The organism is Jatrophihabitans sp. (genome assembly GCF_036388195.1).
GTDB lineage: Bacteria > Actinomycetota > Actinomycetes > Mycobacteriales > Jatrophihabitantaceae > Jatrophihabitans_A.
Genome location: NZ_DASVSG010000136.1, coordinates 21,402 through 43,532, shown reverse-complemented (window position 1 = coordinate 43,532; position 22,131 = coordinate 21,402). Strand labels below are relative to the sequence as shown.

Genomic DNA, 22,131 nt, shown 5'->3' with positions numbered 1-22,131 from the left:
GGCCGGGCAGTGCGCGGTGCTGCCGGGCGCGCACAACGCGTGCTTTCCCTATCCCGTCCAGGCCGACGCCGCGGTGCGCGCGGCGGTGCGGACATGGAAGGGCCCAGCCGCCGGGAACGACGGCTGGGCCACTGCTACCTGAGGACCGCGGCTACTTGACGACCGCGTCGAGCGCCTTCTTCATCGCCTTCGGCTGAGCCGGGCTGCGCGGCGCCGTCTTGCGCATCTCTTCCATCCGCTCGCCGAGCTCGGCGAGCTGCTTGCGTGACATCCCCTTGCGTACCTCGGGGAACCACTCCTGCTCTTCTTCTTCGATGTGGTGCAGGACGTTCTCGATCAGCACCGTCGTCTTGGCATCGAAGCGCTCATGGTCAGCGCTCATCGTGCTCAGCTCCAGGCACAGCACGTCGGCGACGTGGTGCTCCTCGTAGGACTCCAGAACATCGTCCTCGAGGTCGGGAAGCTGCCGGCGCACCTCTGGATAGATCAGCTCGTTCTCCAGGTAGGTGTGAACGGTCAGCAGCTCGATCATCTTCTTGACGAGGTCACCCTTCTTCTCGGTGGCATCCTCGCCTGCCTGCTGGAACTGCTTGAAGACACTCTTGACTTCTTTGTGGTCGGCCTTCAGGAGCACGATTGCATCGCTGGACATAGAGCTTCTCTCTTGTCAGGTCGCGGCGCGACGGGATCGGATCAGGAGCTGGTTCAGCTGCGGCTTTCCTGGATCGTGTCCTTGGCGTCGACGGCCTGGCCCTGGACGTCCTGCGCCGAGGACTTGCCCTCTTCCTTGACGGTGGTGGCCGCGTCAGCAGCGGTCTCCTTGACCGACTCGACCGCTTCCTGAGCGGCCGGCTTGAGGTTCTCGGCGACCTCCTTGGCGGCGTCGCTCACCACCGGCATGGCGGTTTCCTTGACCTGGTCCTTGACCTGGGTGGCGGCCTGCTTCTCGCGCTCGCTGACGGGCAGCAGCGAACCGACCAGCCAGCCGACGCCGACGGCGATCAGGCCGGCAGCCAGCGGGTTGCCAGCGGCCCGGTCCTTGACGGTGCCCGGAGCGCCGGTCACCGCGCTGCCCATGTCGGAGGCCTTGCCGGTCAGGGTGGAGGCCTTGTCCGACGCGCTGGACTGCAGGTCGCCGGCCGTGCCCATCACCCGGTCCTTGACGCCGAACACGGCGCCACGGGCCTTGTCGACCTGCCGCCGGGCCACGTTGCTCGGGGTCACCGTCTCGGTGAGCTGGTTGACATCGTTGGAGAGGTTCGCGCGGGTCCGCTCGATCTCTGCGCGAATCTGGTCTGGGTCGTTGCTCGTCGTCATCGGGTCTCCTCGTTTCCTGCGACAGCGCTGGGAATCTTCTTGACGGTGTCCGTGGTCCGCGGCACACCGGTGACGTTCTTCATCTCTTTACGGCCCATGGAGGCCAGGATCGCGCCGATGATCGCCCAGATGACAGCGACGATCAGGGCGGACCAGCCGTGGCCGGTGGCGTTCCCGATCGACCACCAGAGGGCGATCGAGAGGAACAGCAGGACCATGTGGCCCGCGATGCCGGCGCCGGCCAGCAGGCCCGCGCCCTTGCCGGCCTGCTTGCCCGACTGGGTCAGCTCGGCCTTGGCCAGCGCGACTTCCTGGCGCATCAGGGTGCTCAGGTCGGCGCTGATGTCAGACAGCAGCTCGCCGATCGAGGGGCGGTCAGCCGCCGGTGGGCTGGCGCCCTCGTAGGAAGTACTCACCGGGCGCCACCCGTGGTGCCACCGGTGGTCGGGAATCCGGTCGGGCCGTCCTCGCTGGACGCGTAGGGCCGGACCACCTCGATCTCCTCGACGGTGCCGAGGACGACGGCCTCGTCGCCGTACTGCACGCCGGTCCCGTACTGGGCGCCGGTGCCGTACTGCACGCCGGTGCCGTACTGGGTCGGGGTGCCGTACTCGCTGTAGCTGCCGCTCAGCTGCGAGGCCTGGGCCTCGTCGGCGGCGGTCTCCTTCAGGCCACGGGTCATCCGCCCGGCCAGCACGCCGGCTCCGGCGGCCAGCATCAGGAACATGCCGGGACGCTGCCGGGCGAAGGTCTTGACCTCCTCGAGCAGCTCGCCGGGCTCACGCTGCTCCAGCCAGGTGGCCAGATCCCGGGCGCGCTCAGCGCCCTGGCGGGCCAGGTCGGCGGCGGGGCCGGAGGCCTGCTCGCCCGGCTGGGTCAGCTTGCGCAGCTCGTCACTGAGCGAGCGAACGCCCTGGGCCAGCCGCTGCTGCTGCTGGCCGGCCTGCTGGCTGAGCTCGGTGGTGGCCTGCGACAGCAGGACCTTGGCCTGGAAGCCGGCTTCGGCGCCCACGTTGGCGGCCTGTTCCTTGGCGACGCCGGCCACGTGCTGGCCAGCCTGCACCGCACCCTGGGTCACCTCGGCCGCCTGGCCCTTGGCCACGTCGACGGTGCCGCTGCCGGTGTCGGCCTCGGTGGCGCCGGTCGCCGGCGGGGTGGAGTAACCCACCACGGGTGGCGTGGTGCCAGCAACCGGAGTGGTGCCCTCGGCGGCCAGCGGCGTAGAGGTGTAAGGCGGGGTGTATTCCTCGGTCATGAGAACTCCTCGAGTTCGACAGAGCGAGCGCTGTGGGTTCAGCGCGACGTACGGCGGATGCGCTCCGCCAGCGGTACGGCTACCGCATCAGACAGTGGACATCAAGTTCGGCTCCACGGCGGCTGGCCGCAGGGACCAGCTCCGGACGAGCGATCGACACAGACTCGGTGCCCTGTCCGGTCGGACGGGACTTCCAGCGCCTACATTCGCTCATCATGTTGGTAGCCCGAGGTCTGTCTCAGCTCATACGAGGCGTGATGTCAGTAGACGCCCAGCTGAGCATCGAAGAGGCTCGTGATTGAGCCACGCGCAGGCCGAAGGCACTCCACTGGGCTTGATTGTACGGTGCGCTCAGTAAGCGGCGCAATCGCAGTGATCATGGAGACAGGCGGCTATGACCTGTGCGGGCGGCTGGCACCGGGTCGCTGCCGCCTGCCGATCCGGGGCGGCAGCGCAGCAACCGGCGGCCCGCCAGCCACAGGCCGCGGCGCAATCCGTGCCCCTGCAGAGCCTCGGCGGCGTACTGCGAACAGGTCGGGCTGTACCGGCAGCACGGGCGTCGCCGCGGGCTGATCTCCTGCTGGTACAGCCTGATCGCGGCAAGCGCGAAGCCGAGCAGCCAGGGGGCTCCGGCGCCCGCCTGCGCACCGGAACCGGTGGCCTGCCGGGCGGCTCGGGCCGATCGCCGCACCAGCGACGGGGCGAGGAGGGCCAGCTGTGGCCCGCAGCCGACCAGCTCGGCCAGGCAGCAGCCGGACTGGATCAGGCAGATGTCGCGCATGCACGAGTTGCCCGGCCGGCCGGGCCCGTAGCCATAGCCCCGGTAGGGGCCATATCCGCCGTAGGGGCGAAAACCCCGCCGCCGGCCCGAACTCCATCCCCCGATGAACACCATGCTGGGAACGTAGCGCGCCGGCGTACGGGGGCTGCAGGCGCCGTCCGTGACCGACGCGCGCAGGTCCGCACAGATTGCAATCGCCGAACCGCAGGAATATGGTCGAATACTGGCTCGGCAAGTAGCCGGCGGATGGAGTCCACCGCAATTGCTGCCAGCTGGCTCCGCCGCCACCAATGCCTCAACCTGATGGAGGCGAAGTGACAAGGTCCAATTCCGGCACCGCGGAGCGCACTGATCTGCAGAAGGCCGCCATGGCGGTCGGCGCGGTGTTTCTCCTGGTGGGAGTGCTGGGATTCATCCCTGGCATCACCAGCAACTACGGCGACATGAGCTTCGCCGGACACCACTCGGAGGCCAAGCTTCTGGGGATCTTCCAGGTCTCCGTGCTGCACAACATCGTCCACTTGCTGTTCGGTGCCGCCGGCATCGCAATGGCTCGCCAGGCTCGCACCGCCTACCTCTACCTGGTCGGCGGCGGCGTGATCTACCTGGTGCTGTGGCTGTACGGCCTGGTTATCGGCAAGGAGTCCAGCGCGAACTTCGTGCCGGTCAACAACGCCGACAACTGGCTGCACCTGCTGCTGGGCCTGGGCATGATCGCCGCTGGCGTCCTGCTCAGCCGTCGGGCGGCTGCTGCGACGGGGACGACCCGCTAGCCGCAGACCGACCGATATCCCTCGCGGTGACCGTTCTGGTCAGCGCGACGCCGGAGCACGGCATCATGTCGCCGAACCGCCGGTCCGCACCGTCAGCTGATGCGGGCCGGCGGTTCTGCGTCGGCCCATTTCCTTCAGCCTGAGGAGATTGCCCATGACGACGGTACGAATCACCCGGCGGCGCCACCAGCCACGCTGGGCTGAATCCGCGGGCGGGATACCGGAGTCGGCGCAGCTGGCTGCCGCACTGGGCTACGCCAGCCTCGGGGTGGGCGCCGTCCAGGTCGTCGCTCCCAGATTGGTGGCATGGCTTACCGGCGTCCGGCCCAGCCAGGCGCACAAGAGCACCATGCGCGCGGTGGGGCTGCGCGAGCTGGCCGTCGGAACCGGGCTGCTCAGCGCCAACACCACCAGTCCGTGGCTGTGGGCACGCGCTGCCGGGGACGTCCTGGACCTGGCCCTGCTCGGCCCCGGCCTGGCCTCGAGCCGGGTGGGCCGCCGGCGCCGGGTGCTGGCGATCGCCGCGGTGGCCGGGGTCACCGTCCTGGACGTGGTCGCCGGCCGGCGGATCTCGGCCGCCGAGGGCAGGAGCGGGAACAGCAGCACCAGAACCCACCTGCGGGCCTGGGCGACGATCCGCTGCCCACCTGAAGAGGCTTACCGGTACTGGCGAAATTTCGAGAACTTCCCCAACTTCATGGAGCACGTGGAAAGCGTGCAGGTGATCGGGGACACCCTGTCGCACTGGCGGGTCAAGGGGCCGGCGGGCAGCCGCCTGGAGTGGGACGCCGAGATCATCCGCGACGATCCGTCGTCGCTGATCTCCTGGCAGTCGCTGCCCGGAGCGGCGATCTCGCATCAGGGCGGCGTTCGGTTCCGGGAGGCGCCGGGCGGCGCCGAGGTGTCCCTCGACATCGTCTACTCCCAGCCGGCCGGCCTCGCCGGTGGGCTGGCAGCCAGGCTGCTGGGTGAGCATCCGCAGCAGCAGGTCTCCGATGACCTGCAACGGTTCAAGCAGCTGATCGAAGTGGGTTCGGTCACATATCCCGGCGACACGCCGGCCCAGCCGGCCGGCTGACGCACCGGTTCTCGTCACCGGACCAGCGCCGGTTCGTTACTCCCAGCAGATCATCGTCGTCCGCTGGAGGTATTCGTGCGCCGCGCCCTGTGCTCCGTCCTCACCGCTGCCACAGCCCTGGCTGTCAGCTCCACGGTCGCCGTCGGAGCGCGGGCGGCGGGCGCCGCCGAGCCCGGGTACCGCACGCAGTCGCTGCACTTCTCGGTGACGGTCGGCCCTGCCGGCAGCCAGCAGCAGTGCGACATCGTCGGCGACCTGTACACCCCGGACGGCGCCTCGGCCCAGCAGCCCACGCCCGCCATCCTCACCACCAACGGCTTCGGTGGCTCGGCCGCCGACCAGGCCCCGTTCGCCCAGCAGTACGCGAGGCTGGGTTACACGGTGCTGTCCTACTCGGGGCTCGGCTTCGGCGGCTCGGGGTGCAAGATCACCCTCGACGATCCCGACTACGACGGCCGGGCCGGCAGCCAGCTGGTCAGCTTCCTCGGCGGCGCGCCAGGTATCGCCTTCGCCGACGCCGAGCACACCCAGCCGGTGCCCGCGCCGGACTACGTGGTGCACGATGCGGTGGACCACCACGGCATCGCCCAGCAGCACGACCCCCGGGTAGGCATGTGGGGTGGCTCCTACGGCGGGCAGATCCAGTTCGCGATCGCCTCGATCGACGCCCGGGTCGACGTCCTCAACCCGCAGATCACCTGGCACGACCTGAGCTACTCCCTCGGCCCCAACAATGCCGGTCCCACCAATGCCGGTCCCAACAATGCCGGGACCAGCACGCCCGGCGCCACCAAGCTGACCTGGGCCGGCGCCTTCTCCGCGATCGGGATCTTCAACGGCGCGCAGTACGCCCAGCAGGACCCGCAGCGCCTGATCGGGTGCCCCAACTTCGCCGAGTTCGTCTGCCCGGCGCTGGTCACCGCCGGCAGCACCGGCTACCTGCAACCGGACGATGCGGCCAGGCTGCGGCACGCCTCGGTCGCCAGCTACCTGCCCCGGATCACCATTCCGGTGCTGCTGGACCAGGGCCAGGTGGACACCCTGTTCACCCTCAACGAGGCCATCGCCACCTACCATGCGCTGCGCCGGCAGCACACCCCGGTGGCGATGATGTGGCGCTACAACGGCCACTCCGGCGGCACCCCGTCGGCTGCGGGCGCGGCGTACGAGGCGGCCCGGATCCAGGCCTGGTTCGACCACTACCTCAAGGGCAAGGACGTCAGCACCGGCCCGGCATTCGCCTACTACCAGGACTGGACGGGCACGGTGGCGACCGCGTCCAGCTACCCCGTCGGCAAGCCGCGACGGCTCTACCTGTCGGGTACCGAGCTGGTCGGCAGCGGGGTGCGGCCGGGGTCGCAGTCCTTCACCACGCCACCGGCCGGGGCGCCGAGCACCCTGGGCAACCTGGACGTGGTCGGCTCCCGGGTCGAGGTGCCGCTGGACAATCCGGATGTGAACCTGCCCGGGACGTACGCGTCCTGGACCGGAGCACCGCTCACCGCGCCGGTCACCGTGGTCGGCACGCCCACCCTGGACGTCCGGGTGTCGGCTCCGACGGCCGCGCTCAGCCAGTCCAGCGGTCCCGCCGGCCAGCTGGTGCTGTTCGCCAAGCTGTACGACGTCAGCCCGGACGGCACGGCCCGGCTGATCCACGGCCTGGTGGCCCCGACCCGGATCTCCGACGTCACCAGGAGCGTGCACATCACGCTGCCAGGCATCGCGCACCGGTTCGAGGCCGGCCACCGGATCGCGGTGTACCTCGCCGGCGGCGACACCAACTACCGCGGCGGGCAGCTGGCCACTCCGGTGACGGTCAGCACCGGCTCTACCGACCAGGTGCTCACACTGCCCGTGGTCTGACCCTGGATAGAAGTGTTGTATCGTCACTTAGAAGCTGTAACACTTCTATCCATGGGTCGAGAGTCGCTGCCTGCCACCTTCACCACGGCAATGGCCCGGGCGCGAGGTGTGCATCCCCGCGATTTGTATGCCTGGCGCGATGACGGTCGAGTCGTCGAGCTGTCACGCGGGGTGTTTCGGCGGGCGGACGCACCCCCAGCAGGTTATCCGGATCTGTTGGCGGTTGCCTACCGATCCCCGGTCGCCATCGTGTGTTGCCGCTCGGCCGCCGCATTCCATGATCTGAGTGACGAGATCTCTCCGGCGGTGCAGATCGCGGTGCCGACCCGGCATCGCCCACCGCGGATTGCCTACCCACCGACGGCGGTGTTCCGATTCGAGGCATCGACGTTCGAGCTCGGCCTGTCAGCTGTCGAGGCTGCACCCGGGGAATGGGTACGGATCTATGACCCTGCACGGACAGTGGTCGACCTGATGCGTCTTCGCGGGCGGTTGGGTGACGACGTGGCCTACGGCGCGCTGCAGCATTACCTGCGGCGTCGTGATGCCCGCCCGGCAGGATTGCTCAAGTTGGCATCCGCATTAGACGTGCGTGGGCCCATGCAGCGGGCGCTCGACGTCGCCCTGGCGCAGTGATTCGGGTTGATCAGCCCTGCCGGCGCTTGCCCAGCTCCTCGAGCAACCGCAGCCACACCTCGCTGGCCGTGGGGTACGAGGGCACGACGTGCCGCAGCACTCCCACCGGGATGCGGGCCACCACTGCCATCGTCGCCGAGTGGGTCAGCTCGGCGATCCCGGTTCCGACGAAGGTCGCGCCCACCAGCACGTCCCGCTGCCGGTCGATCACCAGCTTGGCCCGTCCGACGTAGTTCTCACGCAGCAGGTACGTGCCCGCCAGTGCCGCCATGTCGTACTCGACCGCCTCGATGTCCAGGCCCTTGTCCCGGGCCTGCTGCTCGGTCAGCCCCACCGAGCCGATCTCGGGATCGGTGAAGGTCACCTGCGGCACCTGGTCATGGTCGGCCACATCGGCGTGCCGGCCGAACGGATCGCTGTCCAGCGGCCGGCCGGCAGCCCGTGCGGCGATCACCTCGCCGGCGATCCGGGCCTGGTACTTGCCCATGTGGGTCAGCAGCGCCCGGCCGCACAGGTCGCCGATCGCGTACAGCCAGTCGCCGTCCACACCTTCGACGTTGAGCTGGTCGTCCACCTCAAGGTAGCCACCGGACTTGCACCCCACCGACTCCAGCCCGATGTCGTCGCTGTGCGGACGGCGGCCGGCCGCCACCAGCACCTCGTCGGCGGTGATCTGCTCGCCGCTGTCCAGCGTCACGGTGACCTCGCCGCCGTGCCGGTGCCCGACCGGGGCGTCGTTGACCTCCGCCCGCTCCGCCGAGGTGACCTTGGCCCCGGTCCGGACCGTGATGCCGGCCGCCCGGAACTGCTCGGCGATGATCTCCCCGGCGAAGGGCTCGTTCTTGGCCAGCAGGCCCGGGGCGCCCTCGACCACGGTGATCTCCTCGACGCCCAGCCCGTGCAGCCAGGTCACCGATTCACAGGCCACCACGCCGCCGCCCACCACGACCACCCGCCGCGGGATCTCGTGCATGTTCGTGACGTCGCGCGAGGTCCACGGCCGCGCCTCGGCCAGCCCCGGCACCGGCGGGATCGCCGGCGAGCTGCCGGTGTCGAGCACCACCGCATGCCGGGCGGCCAGCACCCGCTCGGCGCCGTCCGGGCCGGTCACGGTCACCTCGCGCACCCCGGACAGCCGGCCGTAGCCACGCACCACGTCGATGCCGGCCCCGAGCGCCCAGTCGACCTGGGAGCCGTCGTCGAGGTGATTGACCACGGCATCACGACGGGCCAGCACCGCCTGGGCATCCAGCCGGCGATCCCCCAGCAGCTCCTTCACCCCGGGCAGGTCCCGTCCGGTCGAGAGCACCTCCACCGGGCGCAGCAGCGCCTTGCTCGGCATGCACGCCCAGTACGAGCACTCGCCGCCGAGCAGCTCCGCCTCCACGATCACCGCGCTCAGGCCGGAGAACTGGGTGGCGTACTGGGCGGCGTTCTCACCGGCCGCCCCGCCCCCGAGAACGATGACGTCCCACTCCCGGCGATCCGGATCGACTGCCGCGCTCATCCCGACCTGCCTCTCTTCGCGAAGCCGCCCAGCGCACCGGCTGGTCCGGACCCTGCGCCTCGACGCTATCGATCGAGGGTATGGGCTGCGCTCGCGGCAGCGGTACCGGCCGGCGAACCCGTGGAGCGGATCGGCCTAGCATCGAAGTACCACGGGGAAAGGCGGGCACGGTCGTGACCACAGGCGAGATGTTCGACACCGATCCGGCAGCGCTCGCCGAGCAGCTCACCGCGATCGCCCGCAGCCTGAGCCTGGAACAGCAGGTGCGGCTGCTGACCGGCGCGGACATGTGGAGCACCCATCCGGAGCCCGCCGCCGGACTGCGCGCCATGGTGCTCTCCGACGGCCCGTCCGGCGTCCGCGGCCAGATCTGGGACGAGCGGGACCCCTCGCTCAACCTGCCCTCGGCGACCGCGCTCAGCGCCTCCTGGGACCCGGAGCTGGCCTACCGCTACGGCCAGATCGCCGCCGCCGAGGCCATCCGCAAGGGCGTCGACGTCGTCCTCGGCCCGACCATCAACCTGCACCGCAGCCCGCTCGGCGGCCGGCACTTCGAGGCGTACTCGGAGGACCCGCTGCTCACCGCCGAGATCGGCGCCGCCTTCGTCCGGGGGGTGCAGTCGGCCGGCATCGCTGCCTGCCCCAAGCACTACATCGCCAACGACTTCGAGACCGAGCGGTTCACCGCCTCGGTGGAGGTCAGCGACCAGGCGCTGCGCGAGGTGTACCTGGCGCCGTTCGAGCGGACGGTCCGCGACGGCGCCTGGACGGTGATGTCGTCCTACAACGCCGTCCGGGGCGTCACCATGTCCGAGAACGACCTGCTGCGCAGCCCGCTGTGCGAGGAGTGGGGCTTCGACGGGGTGGTGATCTCGGACTGGACCGCGGTCCGGTCGCTGGCTGCGGCCAAGGCCCGGCAGGACCTGGCGATGCCCGGCCCGAACGGCCCCTGGGGAGATGCGCTGGTGGCCGCCGTCCGGGCCGGCGAGGTGCCGGTCGAGGCCATCGAGGAGAAGGTCCGCCGGCTGCTGCTGCTGGCCGTCCGGGTCGGCGCGCTGGGCGCGGAGCCCGACCACCGGCCGCGGCCGATCATCGACGCCGGCTTCGCCCGCGAGGCCGAGGCCCGGGGCATCGTGCTGGTCCGCAACGTCGACGGCCTGCTGCCGTTGCGGGCGCCGGCCAGCGTCGCCGTCAGCGGCCAGAACGCCGAGCTGCCCCGGACCCAGGGCGGCGGCAGCGCGACGGTGGTGCCCAGCGAGGTCGTCTCCCCGCTCACCGGGCTGCGCCAGGCGCTGCCGGCCTCGATCGTCAGCTACCGCCTCGGCGCGGTCGTCCAGGAGGGGCTGGCCGAGCTGCCGCTGGACTGCCTCACCGATCCGGAGACCGGCTCGGCCGGGCTGCGGGTGCGGTTCACGAACCTGGCCGGCGAGGTGGCGCTCGACGAGGTCCGGTTCTCCAGCGCGCTGGTGTGGCTGGGCAACGCCCCGACCGGCGACCTCGACACGTGCGAGATCATCACCGACTACCGGCCGTCGGCCACCGGACCGGTCGAGCTGGGCTTCGCGGCGGTGGGACCGACCGTGCTGTCGATCGACGGAGCTGTCGTGCTGTCCGCCGAGAGCGACGTCACCGGCCATGACCCGGCCACCGCGGTGCTCTCGCCGCCGGTCAGCACCACCGAGGTCGACCTGGAGGCCGGCCGCAGCTACCGGCTGAGGCTGGAGCACTCCCTCGCCGGCAGCGCGCGGCTGCCCGGCACCCTGGGGATCACGCTCGGCTCCCGGCCCGCGGTCGCCTCGGCGGACGCGCTGATCGCCGAAGCGGCCCAGGCCGCCCGCGAGGCCGAGGTGGCGGTCGTGGTGGTGGGCACCAACTCCCAGGTCGAGTCCGAGGGCTTCGACCGGACGTCGCTGGCGCTGCCCGGCCGGCAGGACGACCTGGTGCGGGCGGTGGCACAGGCCAATCCCCGCACCGTGGTCGTGGTGAACTCAGGCTCGCCGGTCACCATGCCCTGGCGCTCGGAGGTGCAGGCGGTGCTGCTCACCTGGTTCGGCGGCCAGGAGTACGGCCGGGCGCTGGCCGACGTGCTCAGCGGAGCGGTCGAGCCGGGCGGCCGGCTGCCGACCACCTGGCCCGCCGAGGAGGCCGACGTGCCGGTGCTCGACGTGACGCCGGTCGACGGGGTGCTGCGCTACGACGAAGGCATCCACATCGGCTACCGGGCGTGGCTGCGCGCGGGCGCCGAGCCCGCCTACCCGTTCGGTTTCGGCCTCGGCTACACCACGTTCGAGTACGAGTCGGTGTCGGTCGCGGCAAGCCCTGATGCCGCCGAGGTGTCGGTCCGGCTGCGCAACACCGGAACCCGGGCCGGCCGTGAGGTGGCGCAGGTCTACCTGTCCCGGCCGGAGTCCGCCCACGACCGCCCGGTGCGCTGGCTGGCCGGCTTCGCCGGCGTCGAGGTCGCTGCCGGACAGACCGCGACGGTGACCATCGCGCTGCCCCGGCGGGCCTTCGAGCACTGGCAGCAGGACGGCTGGGCGCTGGAGCCCGGCAGCTTCACCGTCGAGGCCGGGCCTAACGTGGCTGAGCTGCCGCTACGCGCGGAGCTTCCGGCTGACTGGCAGGGGTAAGCAGCTCCTTGCCGAAGTGCTTGGCCAGCGGCCGGTCGGCGTAGTGGCCGAACGGCGGCACCGGCTGGTACCCGCAGGACTGGTAGAGCTGGACCGCCTCGGGCTGCCGGGAGCCGGTCTCCAGCAGCAGCCAGCGGGCCCCGGCCTCTCGCGCGGTGTCCTCCAGCCGGGCCAGCATCGCCCGGGCGTAGCCGCGCCCGCGGGCGGCGGCCGCCACGTACATCCGCTTGACCTCGACCATCGGCGCCGCCCAGGACGTCTGCGGGTGGTCGTCGTCGTACCGGCGCCAGCCGCCCATGACGACCGGTTCGCTGTCGAGGTAGCCGACCAGGAACAGTCCCCGGGGCGGCTGGAACTCCAGCGGATCGACCGGCGCCCGGTCCGGGCCGCCGTAGCGCTGGACGTACTCGTCCTGCACCTCGGCGATCAGCCGCTGCGCGTCGGGATGGTCGTAGCCGACTTCTCGGATGGAAAGAGAGCTCATCCCTGCATTATCGAATGCCGCCCGACGACGGCGCGGGCCGGTGCGCTACGGCCGGCGAGCAGGTCCGAGGCGGCCTGGATGTCCAGCGGCCGGGACAGCAGGTATCCCTGCGCCCGGCCGCAGCCCAGCGCCCGGACCTGCTCCAGCTGGTTCTCGTCCTCGATGCCCTCGATGGTGGTCTCCAGCGACAGCGCCTCGGCCACCTGCAGCACCGCCCGCAGCAGCGCCGCCCCGCTGAGCTCGCCGTTGAGCCGGTCCACGAAGGACTTGTCCACCTTGACGATGTCCAGCGGGAAGTTCACCAGCTGGCCGAGCGAGGAGTAGCCGACCCCGAAGTCGTCCAGCGCGAGCGCCACCCCGAGATCCTTGAGCTGGTTCAGCACCGTCACCACGTCCACCGTGGGGGTGGCCAGGCTGCTCTCGGTGATCTCCAGCACCAGCGCCGACGCGGGCAGCCCGGCCACCCAGAGCGCCCGCTGAACCTCCGAGATCAGGCCCGGGTCCGACAGCTGCCGGGGCGAGACGTTGACGCTGACGGTCAGCTCCCGTTGGGCCGGGATGCTGCGCCGCCACTGGGCGAGCTGGTTGCAGGCCTGGCGCAGCACCGCCGAGCCGAGCCGATCGATCAGCCGGGATTCCTCGGCCAGCGCGACGAACTCCTCCGGCGAGATCAGCCCGCGCTCGGGATGCTGCCAGCGCACCAGCGCCTCCATCGAGACGATCTCGAAGCTGCGCAGGTCGTGGATCGGCTGGTAGTGCACGATCAGCTTGTCGGTCTCGATGGCGTGTTCGAGATCGGCCTTGAGGGCCAGCCGGGCCATCGCCTCGACGTGCATCCCGGGGGCGTAGCAGTGGCAGCGGCCGCCGCCGTCCCGCTTGGCCGTGTACATCGCCAGGTCGGCATTGCGCAGCAGGTCCCCGGCGTCCTCGTCGGCCGAGGGCAGCGCGATGCCGATGCTGGCCCGGATGGTCAGCGTCTGCCCCTCGACCACCAGCGGCGCCGACAGCGCGGCCAGCACCCGTTCGGCCGCATAGACGGCATCCTCGGCGCCGTCGAGCTGGCGCAGCAGCACCACGAACTCGTCGCCGCCGAGCCGCGCGGCGACATCACCGGGGGCCACGCAGGTACTCAGCCGCTCGGCGACCGCGATCAGCAGGGCATCGCCGGCGACGTGGCCGAGGCTGTCGTTGACGGTCTTGAAGTCGTCGAGGTCCAGCAGCAGCACCGCCAGGCTGCCCTCCCGCCGGCGGCTGGAGGACAGCGCGGCCGTGACCTGCTGGATGAAGTAGGTCCGGTTGGCCAGCGGCGTCAGCGGATCGGTGAAGGCCTGGACCCGCAGCTCCTGCTCCAGCTGCCGGTGCAGGGTCATGTCCCGGAAGCTCCAGACCCGCCCGACCGTGAGCCCGTCGATGCGCTGTGGCTGGGAGTAACGCTCGAAGAACCGTCCGTCGAGGAACTCGATCTCGTCATGGCTGCACTCGGCCGGCGTCGCCATCAGCGCATCGGCCTTGCGGGTGAAATCGTCGGGGTCGACCAGCTGGTCGAGCACCGACGCGCGCAGCCGCGCATCCTCCCCGGACGCCAGCACGGCCGGCTCGATCCGCCACATGTCGACGAACTTCTGGTTGTAGCCCAGGATCCGGCCGTCGGCGCCGATCACCAGGATCCCGTCGGCGGTGGCGTCCAGCGTCGCCTCCAGCAGCGACATCGACAGGGTCACCCGGGCGTGCTCGGCGGCTCGCAGCACCGCCACCGAGGCCAGGCTGGCCGCCCAACCGGCCAGGTCGCCGTCCCGGTCCTGGGCCACTGCCAGGTCCGGGTAGTGCAGGCTCACCCGGCCCAGCGGGTTGCCGTTGGGCGCGGTGAAGTCCGCCTGATGCCCGGCCGGGCCGAACCGGTCGCGGTCGGCCTCGGTGAACACCCCGTCGGAGCCGGTGAGGATGCTGCGCCCCAGCCCCGCGCCGGCCTCGACCTCGATCAGGCAGCGCGCGGTGCCACTGACCGTCTCGGTGGCGCTGGCCAGCTCGATCAGGGTCGACTCCAGCTCGTCGCCGCGGGCCACCCGCTCGACGATGTCGGCATGCTCGGCCAGCAGCAGCTCGGTGCGCTTGCGGGCGGTGATGTCGTAGAGCAGGCCGTGCTGGATGGCTCCGTCGCCGACCTCGTCCAGCAGCGCGTCGTCGAGCACCCAGATCACCTGGCCGTCCCGGCGGATCATGCGGTACTCGATCTGGGAGCGCCCGGTGCCGGGCTGCGTCATCTCCGAACGCAGCACCCAGTCCCGGTCCTCGGGGTGCAGTTGCCGGGCCCACAGGCCGGGGTCGGCGATCAGGTCTTCGGCGCAGAACCCGAGCATCTCCTGGATCTGCGGGCTGGCATACACCCACTGCCCGTTCGCGCCGGACTCCGCGGCATAGATAGCGGCCGGCAGCCGGTCGACCAGCCCGGCCAGCAGCAGCTCACGCAGCTGCGCGCCGCCGGTCTTGTGCCCGATGGGCTCCGGACCGGGGGTCTGCATCGCATACATCGCCAACCGCCATCTCGTCGTGGGGTCCCCCGGCCCCATTACCTAATCGACTACACAGCAATTTCACGATCCATGGGTGTGCGCGTCCGCATCACGCATAGTCCTGGCAGCCGGCCCGTTTCCGATGTCGGCGCGCCCTACCGCACAAAATTCACACACTGCGACATCTACCAGCTTGCCGGATACCGCCGATCAGGGAAAGTCGGCCAGTTATCGCCTGATTACCCACGATACGGCGCGAAGCCTGAGTGTGCTCGGCGCGCGCCTGCAGCGACATCGCCGGTCGCGGCGCCGGGTCACAGTGGCACCGGGTCACAGTGGCACCGGGTCACAGTGGCGCCGGCTAGCCGGCGTCGGCGAGCACCCGCAGCACGTTCTCCCCGGTCAGCGCCGCAAGCTCCGCCTCCGACCACCGCCGGTCCAGCAGCTCGGCGATCAGGGCCGGGTACCCGGCCACGTCCTCCAGCCCCACCGGCAGCTGGTCGCAGCCGTCGTAGTCCCCGCCGAGGCCGACATGGGCCAGCCCCGCGACCTCGCGGACATGCTCGACGTGGTCGGCGACCTGGGCCACCGTCGCGGCAGGCCGTGGCTTGCCGCTGTCGGCGTAGCGGGCGATGGCAGCCATCCGGGCCTGCCAGTCCCGGACGTTCTCGCCCCGCTCGAGCATCTGCGCGGTCACCTCGTCGGCGTAGGCGCGGCAGTCCTCGCTGACGAAGTACGGCACGAAGGTCACCATGCAGACGCCGCCGTTGCCGGCCAGCGTGCCGAGCACGTCGTCGGGCACGTTGCGCACGTGATCGCAGACCGCCCGCGCGGAGGAGTGGCTGAAGACCACCGGAGCGCTGGTCACCGCGAGGGCGTCGCGCATGGTGTCTGGCGAGACGTGCGACAGGTCCACCAGCATGCGGAGCCGGTTCAGCTCCCTGACCACCTCGCGGCCGAAGTCGTTCAGCCCGCCCAGCACCGGCTCGTCGGTGGCCGAGTCCGCCCACGGCACGTTGTCGTTGTGGGTCAACGTCAGGTACTTCACGCCCAGGCTGCACATGGCCCGCAGCACGGGCAGCGAGCTGTCGATCGAATGACCGCCCTCGGCGCCCATCAGGCTGGCCAGCTTGCCCTCGCGCCAGGCCCGCCGGACATCGGCCTCGGTCCTGGCCAGCACCATCCGGTCGGGGTAGCGCGCCGCCATCTGGTGGACGACGTCGATCTGCTCGAAGGTCGCGGTGACGGCCCGCTCACCGGCCCAGCCGGCCGGCACGAACACCGACCAGAACTGCGCGCCGACGCCGCCCTCGGCCAGCCGGACCAGATCGGTGTGGGTGCGGCTCTGCCGCTGGCCGATGTCGTAGGCGTCCAGGTCGTAGTTGACCAGTTCCCTCAGCGCGTAGGGCAGGTCGTTGTGGCCGTCGATGATCGGATGGCTGGCCAGCAGCGTCCGGGCGGCTGTCAGCGAGTGCTCGCTCACAGGTCCACGCTCTCGCCGGCGTCCAGGTGCTGGAAGCGGGTCACGCCGTGGAACTCGCCGATCCGGCCGAGCTGGCTCTCGTAGAGGCCGCGCCCGATGTCGTTGAGCAGGCCGTCATGGATCTGGAAGGCCCGGGCCGCCCGCACCGAGACGGTGAAGTCCATCGCCTCGGCCAGCTTCGACCACGGCGCGTTGATCGGCACCAGCACCGCCTCGACGATGGCGTTGGGCACCACGTAGGAATCGCCCGGGTGATAGACCGCGTCCCCCACTAGGTAGCCGACGTTGGAGATCACCGGGATCGAGGAGTGGATCAGCGCGTGCTGGCCGCCGTAGGTGCGCACCTGCAGGCCACCGGCGACGAAGGACTGCCCGGGTCCCACGGCGGTCACCCGCTCACTCAGGACCTCGTTGCCGGCCAGCTGGTCGGCGACCGACTTGGGCGCCCAGACCCGCAGCGCCGGGTTCTGCCCGGCCGCCGCGGCCAGCTTGTCGACGTCGATGTGATCGGGGTGCTCGTGGGTGATCAGCACCGCGTCGATGTCGGCAAGCGCCTGTGCCACATCGGTGAACACACCCGGATCGATGGCCAGCCGCCGGTCGCCGTCGCTGATCCGGACGCAGGCATGGCCGAACTTGGTCAATTGCATGCAGGTACTTCACCACATCCGGCGACGAACGCATACCGTCGAAAGGGTGCCTGCTGTGATGTGGTTCCGGCGCGACCTGCGGGTGTCCGACAATCCGGCGCTGGTCGCCGCGACGGAGGCCGGCAACGGGTCGGCGCTCGGGGTGTTCGTGCTGGACCCGGCCCTGCTGCGGCCGTGCGGCACCCCTCGGCTGGCGGTGCTGTACCGCACCCTGCGGGCGCTGGACGCCCAGCTCGGGGGCAACCTGGTGGTGCGGCACGGCCAGCCGGCCGCCGTGCTGGCCGAGCTGTGCCGGGAGGTGGCGGCGGATTCGGTGCACTGCGCGGCGGACTTCGGCCCGTACGGCGCCCGTCGTGACCAGGTGGTGGCCGACGCGCTGGACGGCGTCCCGCTGCGCCGGACCGGCTCGCCGTATGCGGTGTCGCCGGGCAGCGTGGTCAACGGCAGCGGCCAGAACTTCAAGGTCTACTCGGCCTTCTATCGGGCCTGGCGCCAGCACGGCTGGGCGCAGCCGGCCCGCTCGGTGCGCCCGCAGTGGATGCCGGCCCGTTCGGACGGCGTGCCTGCGGACCCGGAGCTGCCGGCCGGGCTGCGGCTGCCCGAGGTCGGCGAGCCGACCGCCCGCCACGCCTGGCAAGCCTTCCTCGCCGGCCCGATCGAGGACTACGCCGACCACCGGGACCGGCCGGACCTCAACCGCACCTCGCACATGTCGGTGCACCTGAAATGGGGCACGATCCATCCGCGCACCCTGCTGGCCGGCCTGTCCGAGCGGCACGAGACCTACCGCCGGGAGCTGGCCTGGCGGGAGTTCTACGCCGACGTGCTGCACCACCGGCCGGACACGGCCCGTGCGTACTACCACGGGCAGCTGCAGGGCCTGCCCTTCGCCACCGGCCGGCTCGCGGAGCTCCGGCTGGCCGCCTGGGCCGCGGGGCGGACCGGCTATCCGATCGTGGACGCCGGGATGCGCCAGATGCTCGCCGAGGGCTGGATGCACAACCGGGTGCGGATGATCGTCGCCTCGTTCCTGGTCAAGGACCTGCACGTGGAGTGGACCGACGGCGCGCGGCACTTCATGCGCCACCTGGTCGACGGCGACCTGGCCAGCAACGCCCACGGCTGGCAGTGGGTGGCCGGCACCGGAACCGATCCGGCGCCGTACTACCGGATCTTCAATCCCGTCCTGCAGGGCAAGAAGTTCGATCCGGACGGGGCCTACATCCGCCGGTACGTGCCGGAGCTGGCCGGGACGCCGACCTCGTTGATCCACGAGCCGTGGCGCAGCCCCGGTGGCCTGCCGCCCGGCTACCCGGAACGGATCGTGGACCACGCGGTCGAGCGGGCCGTGAGCCTGGCCGACTACAACGCGCTGCGCCAGGCGCGCTGACGCTCGTTTCTACTGGAGGACGCCGCACGGTCGGAGGTGCAGCCGCTGCCGCTGCCCACCGTGGAGCCCCTGGCCGTCGACTGGCGTGGAAGACTCCCCGGGAACCCACCCCTGACCCCAGACGTCGGAGCAACCATGACCTACCTCGCGAACGTGGACCACTTCTTCGTCAAGCAGAAGATCACCATTGGGGTGAACCGCTACGAGATCCGTGCCGCCCTGCCGGACGGCTCCGAGGGCGAGGTGCTGGCCGTCGCGCAGCAGAAGCGGATGGCGTTCAAGGAGCAGGTCACGTTCTACGCCGACGAGAAGCGCTCCGTGCCGGTGTTCAGCTTCAAGGCGCGCAAGCGGATCGACCTGGCCGCCACGTACGACGTGCTGGACGCCCAAGGCCAGCCGATCGGCAGCTTCCGCAAGGAGTTCGCCAAGTCCCTGCTGCGGTCCTCGTGGGAGCTCACCTCGGCGGCAGGCGTCGCCAGCGGGACCGAGCGCAACCAGACCGTCGCCATCGCCCGGCGCCTGTGGGAGTCCCTCCCCTTCGTCGGCGACCTGCCGTCGCCGTTCCTCTTCCACTTCGACTTCACCGACGCGCAGGGCAACGTCGTCCTCTCCTCGGTGCGCAAGCGCTCGCTGCGGGACCGGTACGAGGTCACCGTCCCGGGCGGTCGGGTCGACGGCCGCGTGGCGGCGGCGATGGCGGTCGCGCTGGACGCGCTGCAGTCCCGCTGAGCCGGCTCAGACCAGCCGGATGCCCCAGCTGCCGGTCCACTGCTGCCCCGGCTCCAGCCGGATCAGCCCCTCGCCGGAGTTGAAGGCGTTCGCCGGGCAGCTCATCGGCTCGATCGCCACCGCGTTGCGCCCGGGCGTGATGAAGGACGGCGTGAACACCTGCAGGTAGCCGAACGCGGCATCCCAGCTGATCTCGACGGCCCGCTGCTCGGTGCGCAGCACCGCCGCCGAGCCGGTGAGGTCGGCGAAGCCGTGGTCCAGCCGCAGGCTGCCGATCGGCCGGCTGGTGCGCAGATCGAACGGGGTGCCCTCGACCGGACGGCGCCCGGTCGGGATCTGGCGGTCATCGGTGTCGAGCACCGTCCCGGCCGGCACCAGCAGCTCAGCGGTGTCGAGCGGGTGCCCGGCCAGGTCGAGGTAGGGGTGGAAGCCGGCCCCGAACGGCGCGGCGGAGCGTCCGGTGTTGGTGACGGCGGCGCGCACCCGCAGGCCGTCCTCGGCCGCCAGCCGGTAGCTGACCTCCAGCCGCAGCTCGAACGGGTACCCGGTCTGGGGCACCAGGTCGTGGGCCAGCGTGACCGACGAGGCGTCCTGGCTGGTGGCGCTCCACCGGACGAACCGGACCAGGCCATGGCTGGCGTTCTGCCTGGCCGGCTCGGTGAGCGGCAGCTGGTGGTCCACGCCGTCGAAGGAGTACCGGCCACCGGCGATCCGGTTCGGCCAGGGCAGCAGCACCGCGCCGGTCGACTTGGGCGGCAACGCCTCGGGCGAGCTGTCCACGGTGACCGGCGAGCCGTCGTGCCAGAGGCCGGCCAGGCGCGCGCCGACCTCGGCCAGCGCCGCCCGGTAGGGACCGGCGGCTATCTCATAGCGCCTGCCGTCGAAGGTCATGGACCCGACGGTAGCGAGTCCGGCACGGCGGATGCCTGCTGCGCTTCGGCTTCCCGGGCGTCATAGCGCCAGAACGACCGAACGGCCCGGGCCGCCACCAGCACCCCGCCGGCACACAGCAGGCCACCGCCGACCCAGGACACCGTCACCGAGGTCAGCGACGCGGTGGCCCCGGCCCGCAGGTCCCCCAGCCGCGGGCCGCCGGCGACCACCACCACGAAGACACCCTGCATCCGGCCGCGCATCTGGTCGGGGGCATAGGTCTGCAGGATGGTCTGGCGGTACACCGCGCTGATCAGGTCGGCCGCGCCGGCCACCGCCAGCAGCAGCACCGCCAGCCAGAGCTGGTGGGCCAGGCCGCTGACCGCCACGCACAGCCCCCACACCACGATCGCCCCGGTCAGGCTCACGCCCTGCCGGCGAACCCGGCCGATCCACCCTCCGGACAGCCCCGCCAGCACCGAGCCGATCGCGATCGCGGCGTACAGCGGGCCGACCTGGCCGTCCCAGCGGTCGGCGGCGACCTGCGGGTAGAGCGCCCGGGGCATCGCGAACACCATCGCCACGATGTCGACCACGAAGGACATCAGCAGCACCGGACGGCTGCTGATGAACCGCAGGCCGTCCAGCACCGAGCGCAGGCCGGCCCGTTGCGACCGGCCGTCCGGTGGGATCTCCGGCAGCCGGGCGGCCGCGTACATCGCCAGGGTGAACAGGGCGGCATCGACGGCGTAGGCGTAGGCGAAGCCGTGCTGGCGGGTCACCAGCACGCCGGCGATCAGCGGCCCGATCACCTGGCCGACGTTGCCAGTAGTGAAGGTCAGGGTGTTGGCCGCCGGCACCAGCTCGACGGGCACGATCCGGGGGATGATGGCGCCCCGGGCCGAGGAGGCAACCGCGAAGAAGCCGGACTGGACGGCCACCAGCGCCAGGATCAGCGGCACGCTGGCCAGTCCCGCCACGGTCTGCAGCAGCAACCCGACGGTGCACGCCCAGGTGCCCAGCGAGCTGATCAGCAGCAGCGTGCGGCGGTCGATGACGTCGGCGATGGCCCCGCCGTACAGGCCGAACACCACCAGCGGCAGCAGGCCGACCAGCCCCACCAGGCCGACCTGCAACGAGGAGTGCGACAGCGCGTAGACCTGCACCGGCACCGCCACGGCGGTCAGCATCGCGCCGATGAACGAGGTGCCCTGGCCCAGCACCTGCCGCCGGAACGAGGCGATCCTCAGCGGCGCGGTGTCGATGGCGTGGGTGCGCAACCAGCCGGCCCCGGCTTCGGGCTCGGCCTCGACGACCGCTTCGGCCGGCCCCGGCGCGTCGTCCGAGGTCACGGACCCAGCCGCTCGACCAGCCACCGGTCCTCGGTCAACCGGTACCGCAGCCGGTCGTGCAGCCGGTACTCCCGGCCCTGCCAGAACTCCGCCTCGGTCACCGTGATCCGGAATCCGCCCCAGTGCGGCGGCGGTGGGATCTCGCCGTCACCGAATCGCTCGGTCACCTCGGCCAGCCGCCGTTCCAGCTCCACCCGGTCGGCCAGCGGCCGGGACTGCGGCGAGGCCCAGGCCGCCAGCTGCGCCCCCCGCGGCCGGGTAGCGAAGTAGCTGGCGGTCTCGGCCGGGTCCACCCTGGCCACCGGCCCGCGCATCCGCACCTGGCGCTCCAGCGGCAGCCAGGAGAACAGCACGGCGGCCACCGGGTTCGCGGCCAGCTGGCGGCCCTTGGCCGACTCGTAGTTGGTGTAGAAGACCACCCCGGCGGCGTCGAAACCGCGGGCCAGCACCGTCCGGACGTCCGGCCGGCCCTCGGCGTCGACGGTCGCCACCTGCATGGCGTTGGGCTCGGAGATCCGGTCGTCGGCGATCGCCTGGCCGAACCAGATCCGCAGCTGCTCCAGCCAGGTCGCAGCCAGGTGGGCCTCGCTCAGCTCACCGGCGCGGTAGGAGCGCCGGCTGCTGGCCTGCCGCGCCAGCGGGTCGCCGGAGTCGCTGCTGCCGTCGCTGCCGTCGCTGCCCGAGACGCTCACCGGGCCATTCTTCCAGCTTGGCCGGGGGCTTCGTGCAGCCACCTGACCCGCCCGGCGCTCGATAGGTAACAATGGACAGGTCGGGGGCATCGACATCGCGCCCGCCCCTCAGCGAGCCTTCCGCGCCG

General features: G+C 71.3%; 20 protein-coding genes. 7 read left to right on the top strand and 13 right to left on the bottom strand.

The window, feature by feature from the left end; all coding sequences use genetic code 11:
• Positions 1 to 151: 151 nt before the first annotated feature.
• The 5 genes from VF612_RS14205 to yidD form a co-directional block, all read right to left on the bottom strand.
• Positions 152 to 652 carry a hemerythrin domain-containing protein gene (locus VF612_RS14205; protein ID WP_408660503.1) on the bottom strand — a complete coding sequence of 167 codons (501 nt, stop codon included), beginning with the start codon at positions 650 to 652 and terminating at the stop codon, positions 152 to 154.
• Positions 653 to 705: 53 nt separating this feature from the next.
• Entirely contained in the window at positions 706 to 1,317 is a 612-nt protein-coding gene (locus tag VF612_RS14200; protein ID WP_408660502.1) for a DUF3618 domain-containing protein, read from the bottom strand.
• Positions 1,314 to 1,733 (bottom strand): phage holin family protein, encoded by a 420-nt coding sequence (locus VF612_RS14195; RefSeq protein ID WP_408660501.1) that lies wholly within the window; start codon positions 1,731 to 1,733, stop codon positions 1,314 to 1,316. Before VF612_RS14195 ends, VF612_RS14200 begins: the two co-directional genes overlap by 4 nt.
• Positions 1,730 to 2,572, bottom strand: a complete 843-nt coding sequence (locus VF612_RS14190) for a hypothetical protein (RefSeq protein ID WP_408660500.1) — start codon at positions 2,570 to 2,572, stop codon at positions 1,730 to 1,732. The genes VF612_RS14195 and VF612_RS14190 overlap by 4 nt, the downstream gene beginning before the upstream one ends.
• A gap of 376 nt (positions 2,573 to 2,948) precedes the next feature.
• A complete protein-coding gene (gene yidD / locus VF612_RS14185; protein WP_408660499.1) occupies positions 2,949 to 3,467 on the bottom strand; it encodes a membrane protein insertion efficiency factor YidD in 519 nt (172 codons plus the stop codon).
• A gap of 176 nt (positions 3,468 to 3,643) precedes the next feature.
• Between yidD and VF612_RS14180 the strand changes: the two genes are divergently transcribed.
• The 4 genes from VF612_RS14180 to VF612_RS14165 all read left to right on the top strand — a co-directional run bounded on the left by VF612_RS14180 (position 3,644) and on the right by VF612_RS14165 (position 7,703).
• Positions 3,644 to 4,126 carry a DUF4383 domain-containing protein gene (locus VF612_RS14180; protein WP_408660498.1) on the top strand — a complete coding sequence of 161 codons (483 nt, stop codon included), beginning with the start codon at positions 3,644 to 3,646 and terminating at the stop codon, positions 4,124 to 4,126.
• A 154-nt stretch (positions 4,127 to 4,280) separates the two neighbouring features.
• A complete protein-coding gene (locus tag VF612_RS14175) occupies positions 4,281 to 5,204 on the top strand; it encodes an SRPBCC family protein (protein ID WP_408660497.1) in 924 nt (307 codons plus the stop codon).
• A 75-nt stretch (positions 5,205 to 5,279) separates the two neighbouring features.
• Complete coding sequence (locus VF612_RS14170) at positions 5,280 to 7,067, top strand: CocE/NonD family hydrolase (protein ID WP_408660496.1); 1,788 nt, start codon at positions 5,280 to 5,282, stop codon at positions 7,065 to 7,067.
• Positions 7,068 to 7,118: 51 nt separating this feature from the next.
• On the top strand, positions 7,119 to 7,703 hold the full coding sequence (locus tag VF612_RS14165; protein WP_408660495.1) for a type IV toxin-antitoxin system AbiEi family antitoxin domain-containing protein: 585 nt from the start codon (positions 7,119 to 7,121) through the stop codon (positions 7,701 to 7,703).
• A gap of 10 nt (positions 7,704 to 7,713) precedes the next feature.
• On the opposite strand, the gene VF612_RS14160 is transcribed toward VF612_RS14165, so the two are convergent.
• A complete protein-coding gene (locus tag VF612_RS14160; RefSeq protein ID WP_408660494.1) occupies positions 7,714 to 9,210 on the bottom strand; it encodes a dihydrolipoyl dehydrogenase family protein in 1,497 nt (498 codons plus the stop codon).
• A 188-nt stretch (positions 9,211 to 9,398) separates the two neighbouring features.
• Here VF612_RS14160 and VF612_RS14155 point away from each other — a divergent pair, with 188 nt between their 5' ends.
• Positions 9,399 to 11,840 (top strand): beta-glucosidase H, encoded by a 2,442-nt coding sequence (locus VF612_RS14155; protein ID WP_408660506.1) that lies wholly within the window; start codon positions 9,399 to 9,401, stop codon positions 11,838 to 11,840.
• Here the strand turns inward: VF612_RS14155 and VF612_RS14150 are convergent.
• From VF612_RS14150 to VF612_RS14135, 4 genes are all read right to left on the bottom strand, one after another.
• Complete coding sequence (locus VF612_RS14150) at positions 11,785 to 12,324, bottom strand: GNAT family N-acetyltransferase (protein ID WP_408660493.1); 540 nt, start codon at positions 12,322 to 12,324, stop codon at positions 11,785 to 11,787. The two genes, VF612_RS14155 and VF612_RS14150, sit on opposite strands and share 56 nt — an antisense overlap.
• A complete protein-coding gene (locus tag VF612_RS14145) occupies positions 12,321 to 14,852 on the bottom strand; it encodes an EAL domain-containing protein (RefSeq protein ID WP_408660492.1) in 2,532 nt (843 codons plus the stop codon). Before VF612_RS14145 ends, VF612_RS14150 begins: the two co-directional genes overlap by 4 nt.
• Positions 14,853 to 15,195: 343 nt before the next feature.
• The gene (locus VF612_RS14140; RefSeq protein ID WP_408660491.1) at positions 15,196 to 16,317 is read right to left on the bottom strand and encodes a dipeptidase; all 1,122 of its coding nucleotides are present in this window, start codon (positions 16,315 to 16,317) and stop codon (positions 15,196 to 15,198) included.
• A complete protein-coding gene (locus VF612_RS14135; RefSeq protein WP_408660490.1) occupies positions 16,314 to 16,967 on the bottom strand; it encodes an MBL fold metallo-hydrolase in 654 nt (217 codons plus the stop codon). Before VF612_RS14135 ends, VF612_RS14140 begins: the two co-directional genes overlap by 4 nt.
• Between VF612_RS14135 and VF612_RS14130 the strand changes: the two genes are divergently transcribed.
• Both VF612_RS14130 and VF612_RS14125 read left to right on the top strand, forming a co-directional pair.
• Positions 16,966 to 18,357: a cryptochrome/photolyase family protein gene (locus tag VF612_RS14130; protein ID WP_408660489.1), complete on the top strand. Its 1,392-nt coding sequence runs from the start codon at positions 16,966 to 16,968 to the stop codon at positions 18,355 to 18,357. The two genes, VF612_RS14135 and VF612_RS14130, sit on opposite strands and share 2 nt — an antisense overlap.
• 135 nt (positions 18,358 to 18,492) lie before the next feature.
• Positions 18,493 to 19,086 (top strand): hypothetical protein, encoded by a 594-nt coding sequence (locus tag VF612_RS14125; protein WP_408660488.1) that lies wholly within the window; start codon positions 18,493 to 18,495, stop codon positions 19,084 to 19,086.
• 6 nt (positions 19,087 to 19,092) lie between these two features.
• On the opposite strand, the gene VF612_RS14120 is transcribed toward VF612_RS14125, so the two are convergent.
• Genes VF612_RS14120 through pdxH form a run of 3 tightly spaced genes read right to left on the bottom strand, consistent with a single transcriptional unit; the run spans position 19,093 to position 22,003 of the window.
• Complete coding sequence (locus VF612_RS14120; protein WP_408660487.1) at positions 19,093 to 19,977, bottom strand: aldose 1-epimerase family protein; 885 nt, start codon at positions 19,975 to 19,977, stop codon at positions 19,093 to 19,095.
• The gene (locus tag VF612_RS14115) at positions 19,974 to 21,311 is read right to left on the bottom strand and encodes an MFS transporter (protein WP_408660486.1); all 1,338 of its coding nucleotides are present in this window, start codon (positions 21,309 to 21,311) and stop codon (positions 19,974 to 19,976) included. Before VF612_RS14115 ends, VF612_RS14120 begins: the two co-directional genes overlap by 4 nt.
• Positions 21,308 to 22,003: a pyridoxamine 5'-phosphate oxidase gene (pdxH, locus tag VF612_RS14110; protein WP_408660485.1), complete on the bottom strand. Its 696-nt coding sequence runs from the start codon at positions 22,001 to 22,003 to the stop codon at positions 21,308 to 21,310. The genes VF612_RS14115 and pdxH overlap by 4 nt, the downstream gene beginning before the upstream one ends.
• Positions 22,004 to 22,131 lie beyond the last annotated feature (128 nt).

Coding starts and splice junctions, on each gene's coding strand:
- VF612_RS14200 (WP_408660502.1), bottom strand. CDS start 1,317: ATGACGACGAGCAACGACCCAGACCAGATTCGCGCAGAGATCGAGCGG.
- VF612_RS14205 (WP_408660503.1), bottom strand. CDS start 652: ATGTCCAGCGATGCAATCGTGCTCCTGAAGGCCGACCACAAAGAAGTC.
- VF612_RS14175 (WP_408660497.1), top strand. CDS start 4,281: ATGACGACGGTACGAATCACCCGGCGGCGCCACCAGCCACGCTGGGCT.
- yidD (WP_408660499.1), bottom strand. CDS start 3,467: ATGGTGTTCATCGGGGGATGGAGTTCGGGCCGGCGGCGGGGTTTTCGC.
- VF612_RS14160 (WP_408660494.1), bottom strand. CDS start 9,210: ATGAGCGCGGCAGTCGATCCGGATCGCCGGGAGTGGGACGTCATCGTT.
- VF612_RS14120 (WP_408660487.1), bottom strand. CDS start 19,977: ATGACCTTCGACGGCAGGCGCTATGAGATAGCCGCCGGTCCCTACCGG.
- VF612_RS14130 (WP_408660489.1), top strand. CDS start 16,966: ATGCAGGTACTTCACCACATCCGGCGACGAACGCATACCGTCGAAAGG.
- VF612_RS14145 (WP_408660492.1), bottom strand. CDS start 14,852: ATGTATGCGATGCAGACCCCCGGTCCGGAGCCCATCGGGCACAAGACC.
- VF612_RS14190 (WP_408660500.1), bottom strand. CDS start 2,572: ATGACCGAGGAATACACCCCGCCTTACACCTCTACGCCGCTGGCCGCC.
- VF612_RS14180 (WP_408660498.1), top strand. CDS start 3,644: ATGCCTCAACCTGATGGAGGCGAAGTGACAAGGTCCAATTCCGGCACC.
- VF612_RS14155 (WP_408660506.1), top strand. CDS start 9,399: ATGTTCGACACCGATCCGGCAGCGCTCGCCGAGCAGCTCACCGCGATC.
- VF612_RS14165 (WP_408660495.1), top strand. CDS start 7,119: ATGGGTCGAGAGTCGCTGCCTGCCACCTTCACCACGGCAATGGCCCGG.
- VF612_RS14150 (WP_408660493.1), bottom strand. CDS start 12,324: ATGAGCTCTCTTTCCATCCGAGAAGTCGGCTACGACCATCCCGACGCG.
- VF612_RS14125 (WP_408660488.1), top strand. CDS start 18,493: ATGACCTACCTCGCGAACGTGGACCACTTCTTCGTCAAGCAGAAGATC.
- VF612_RS14135 (WP_408660490.1), bottom strand. CDS start 16,967: ATGCAATTGACCAAGTTCGGCCATGCCTGCGTCCGGATCAGCGACGGC.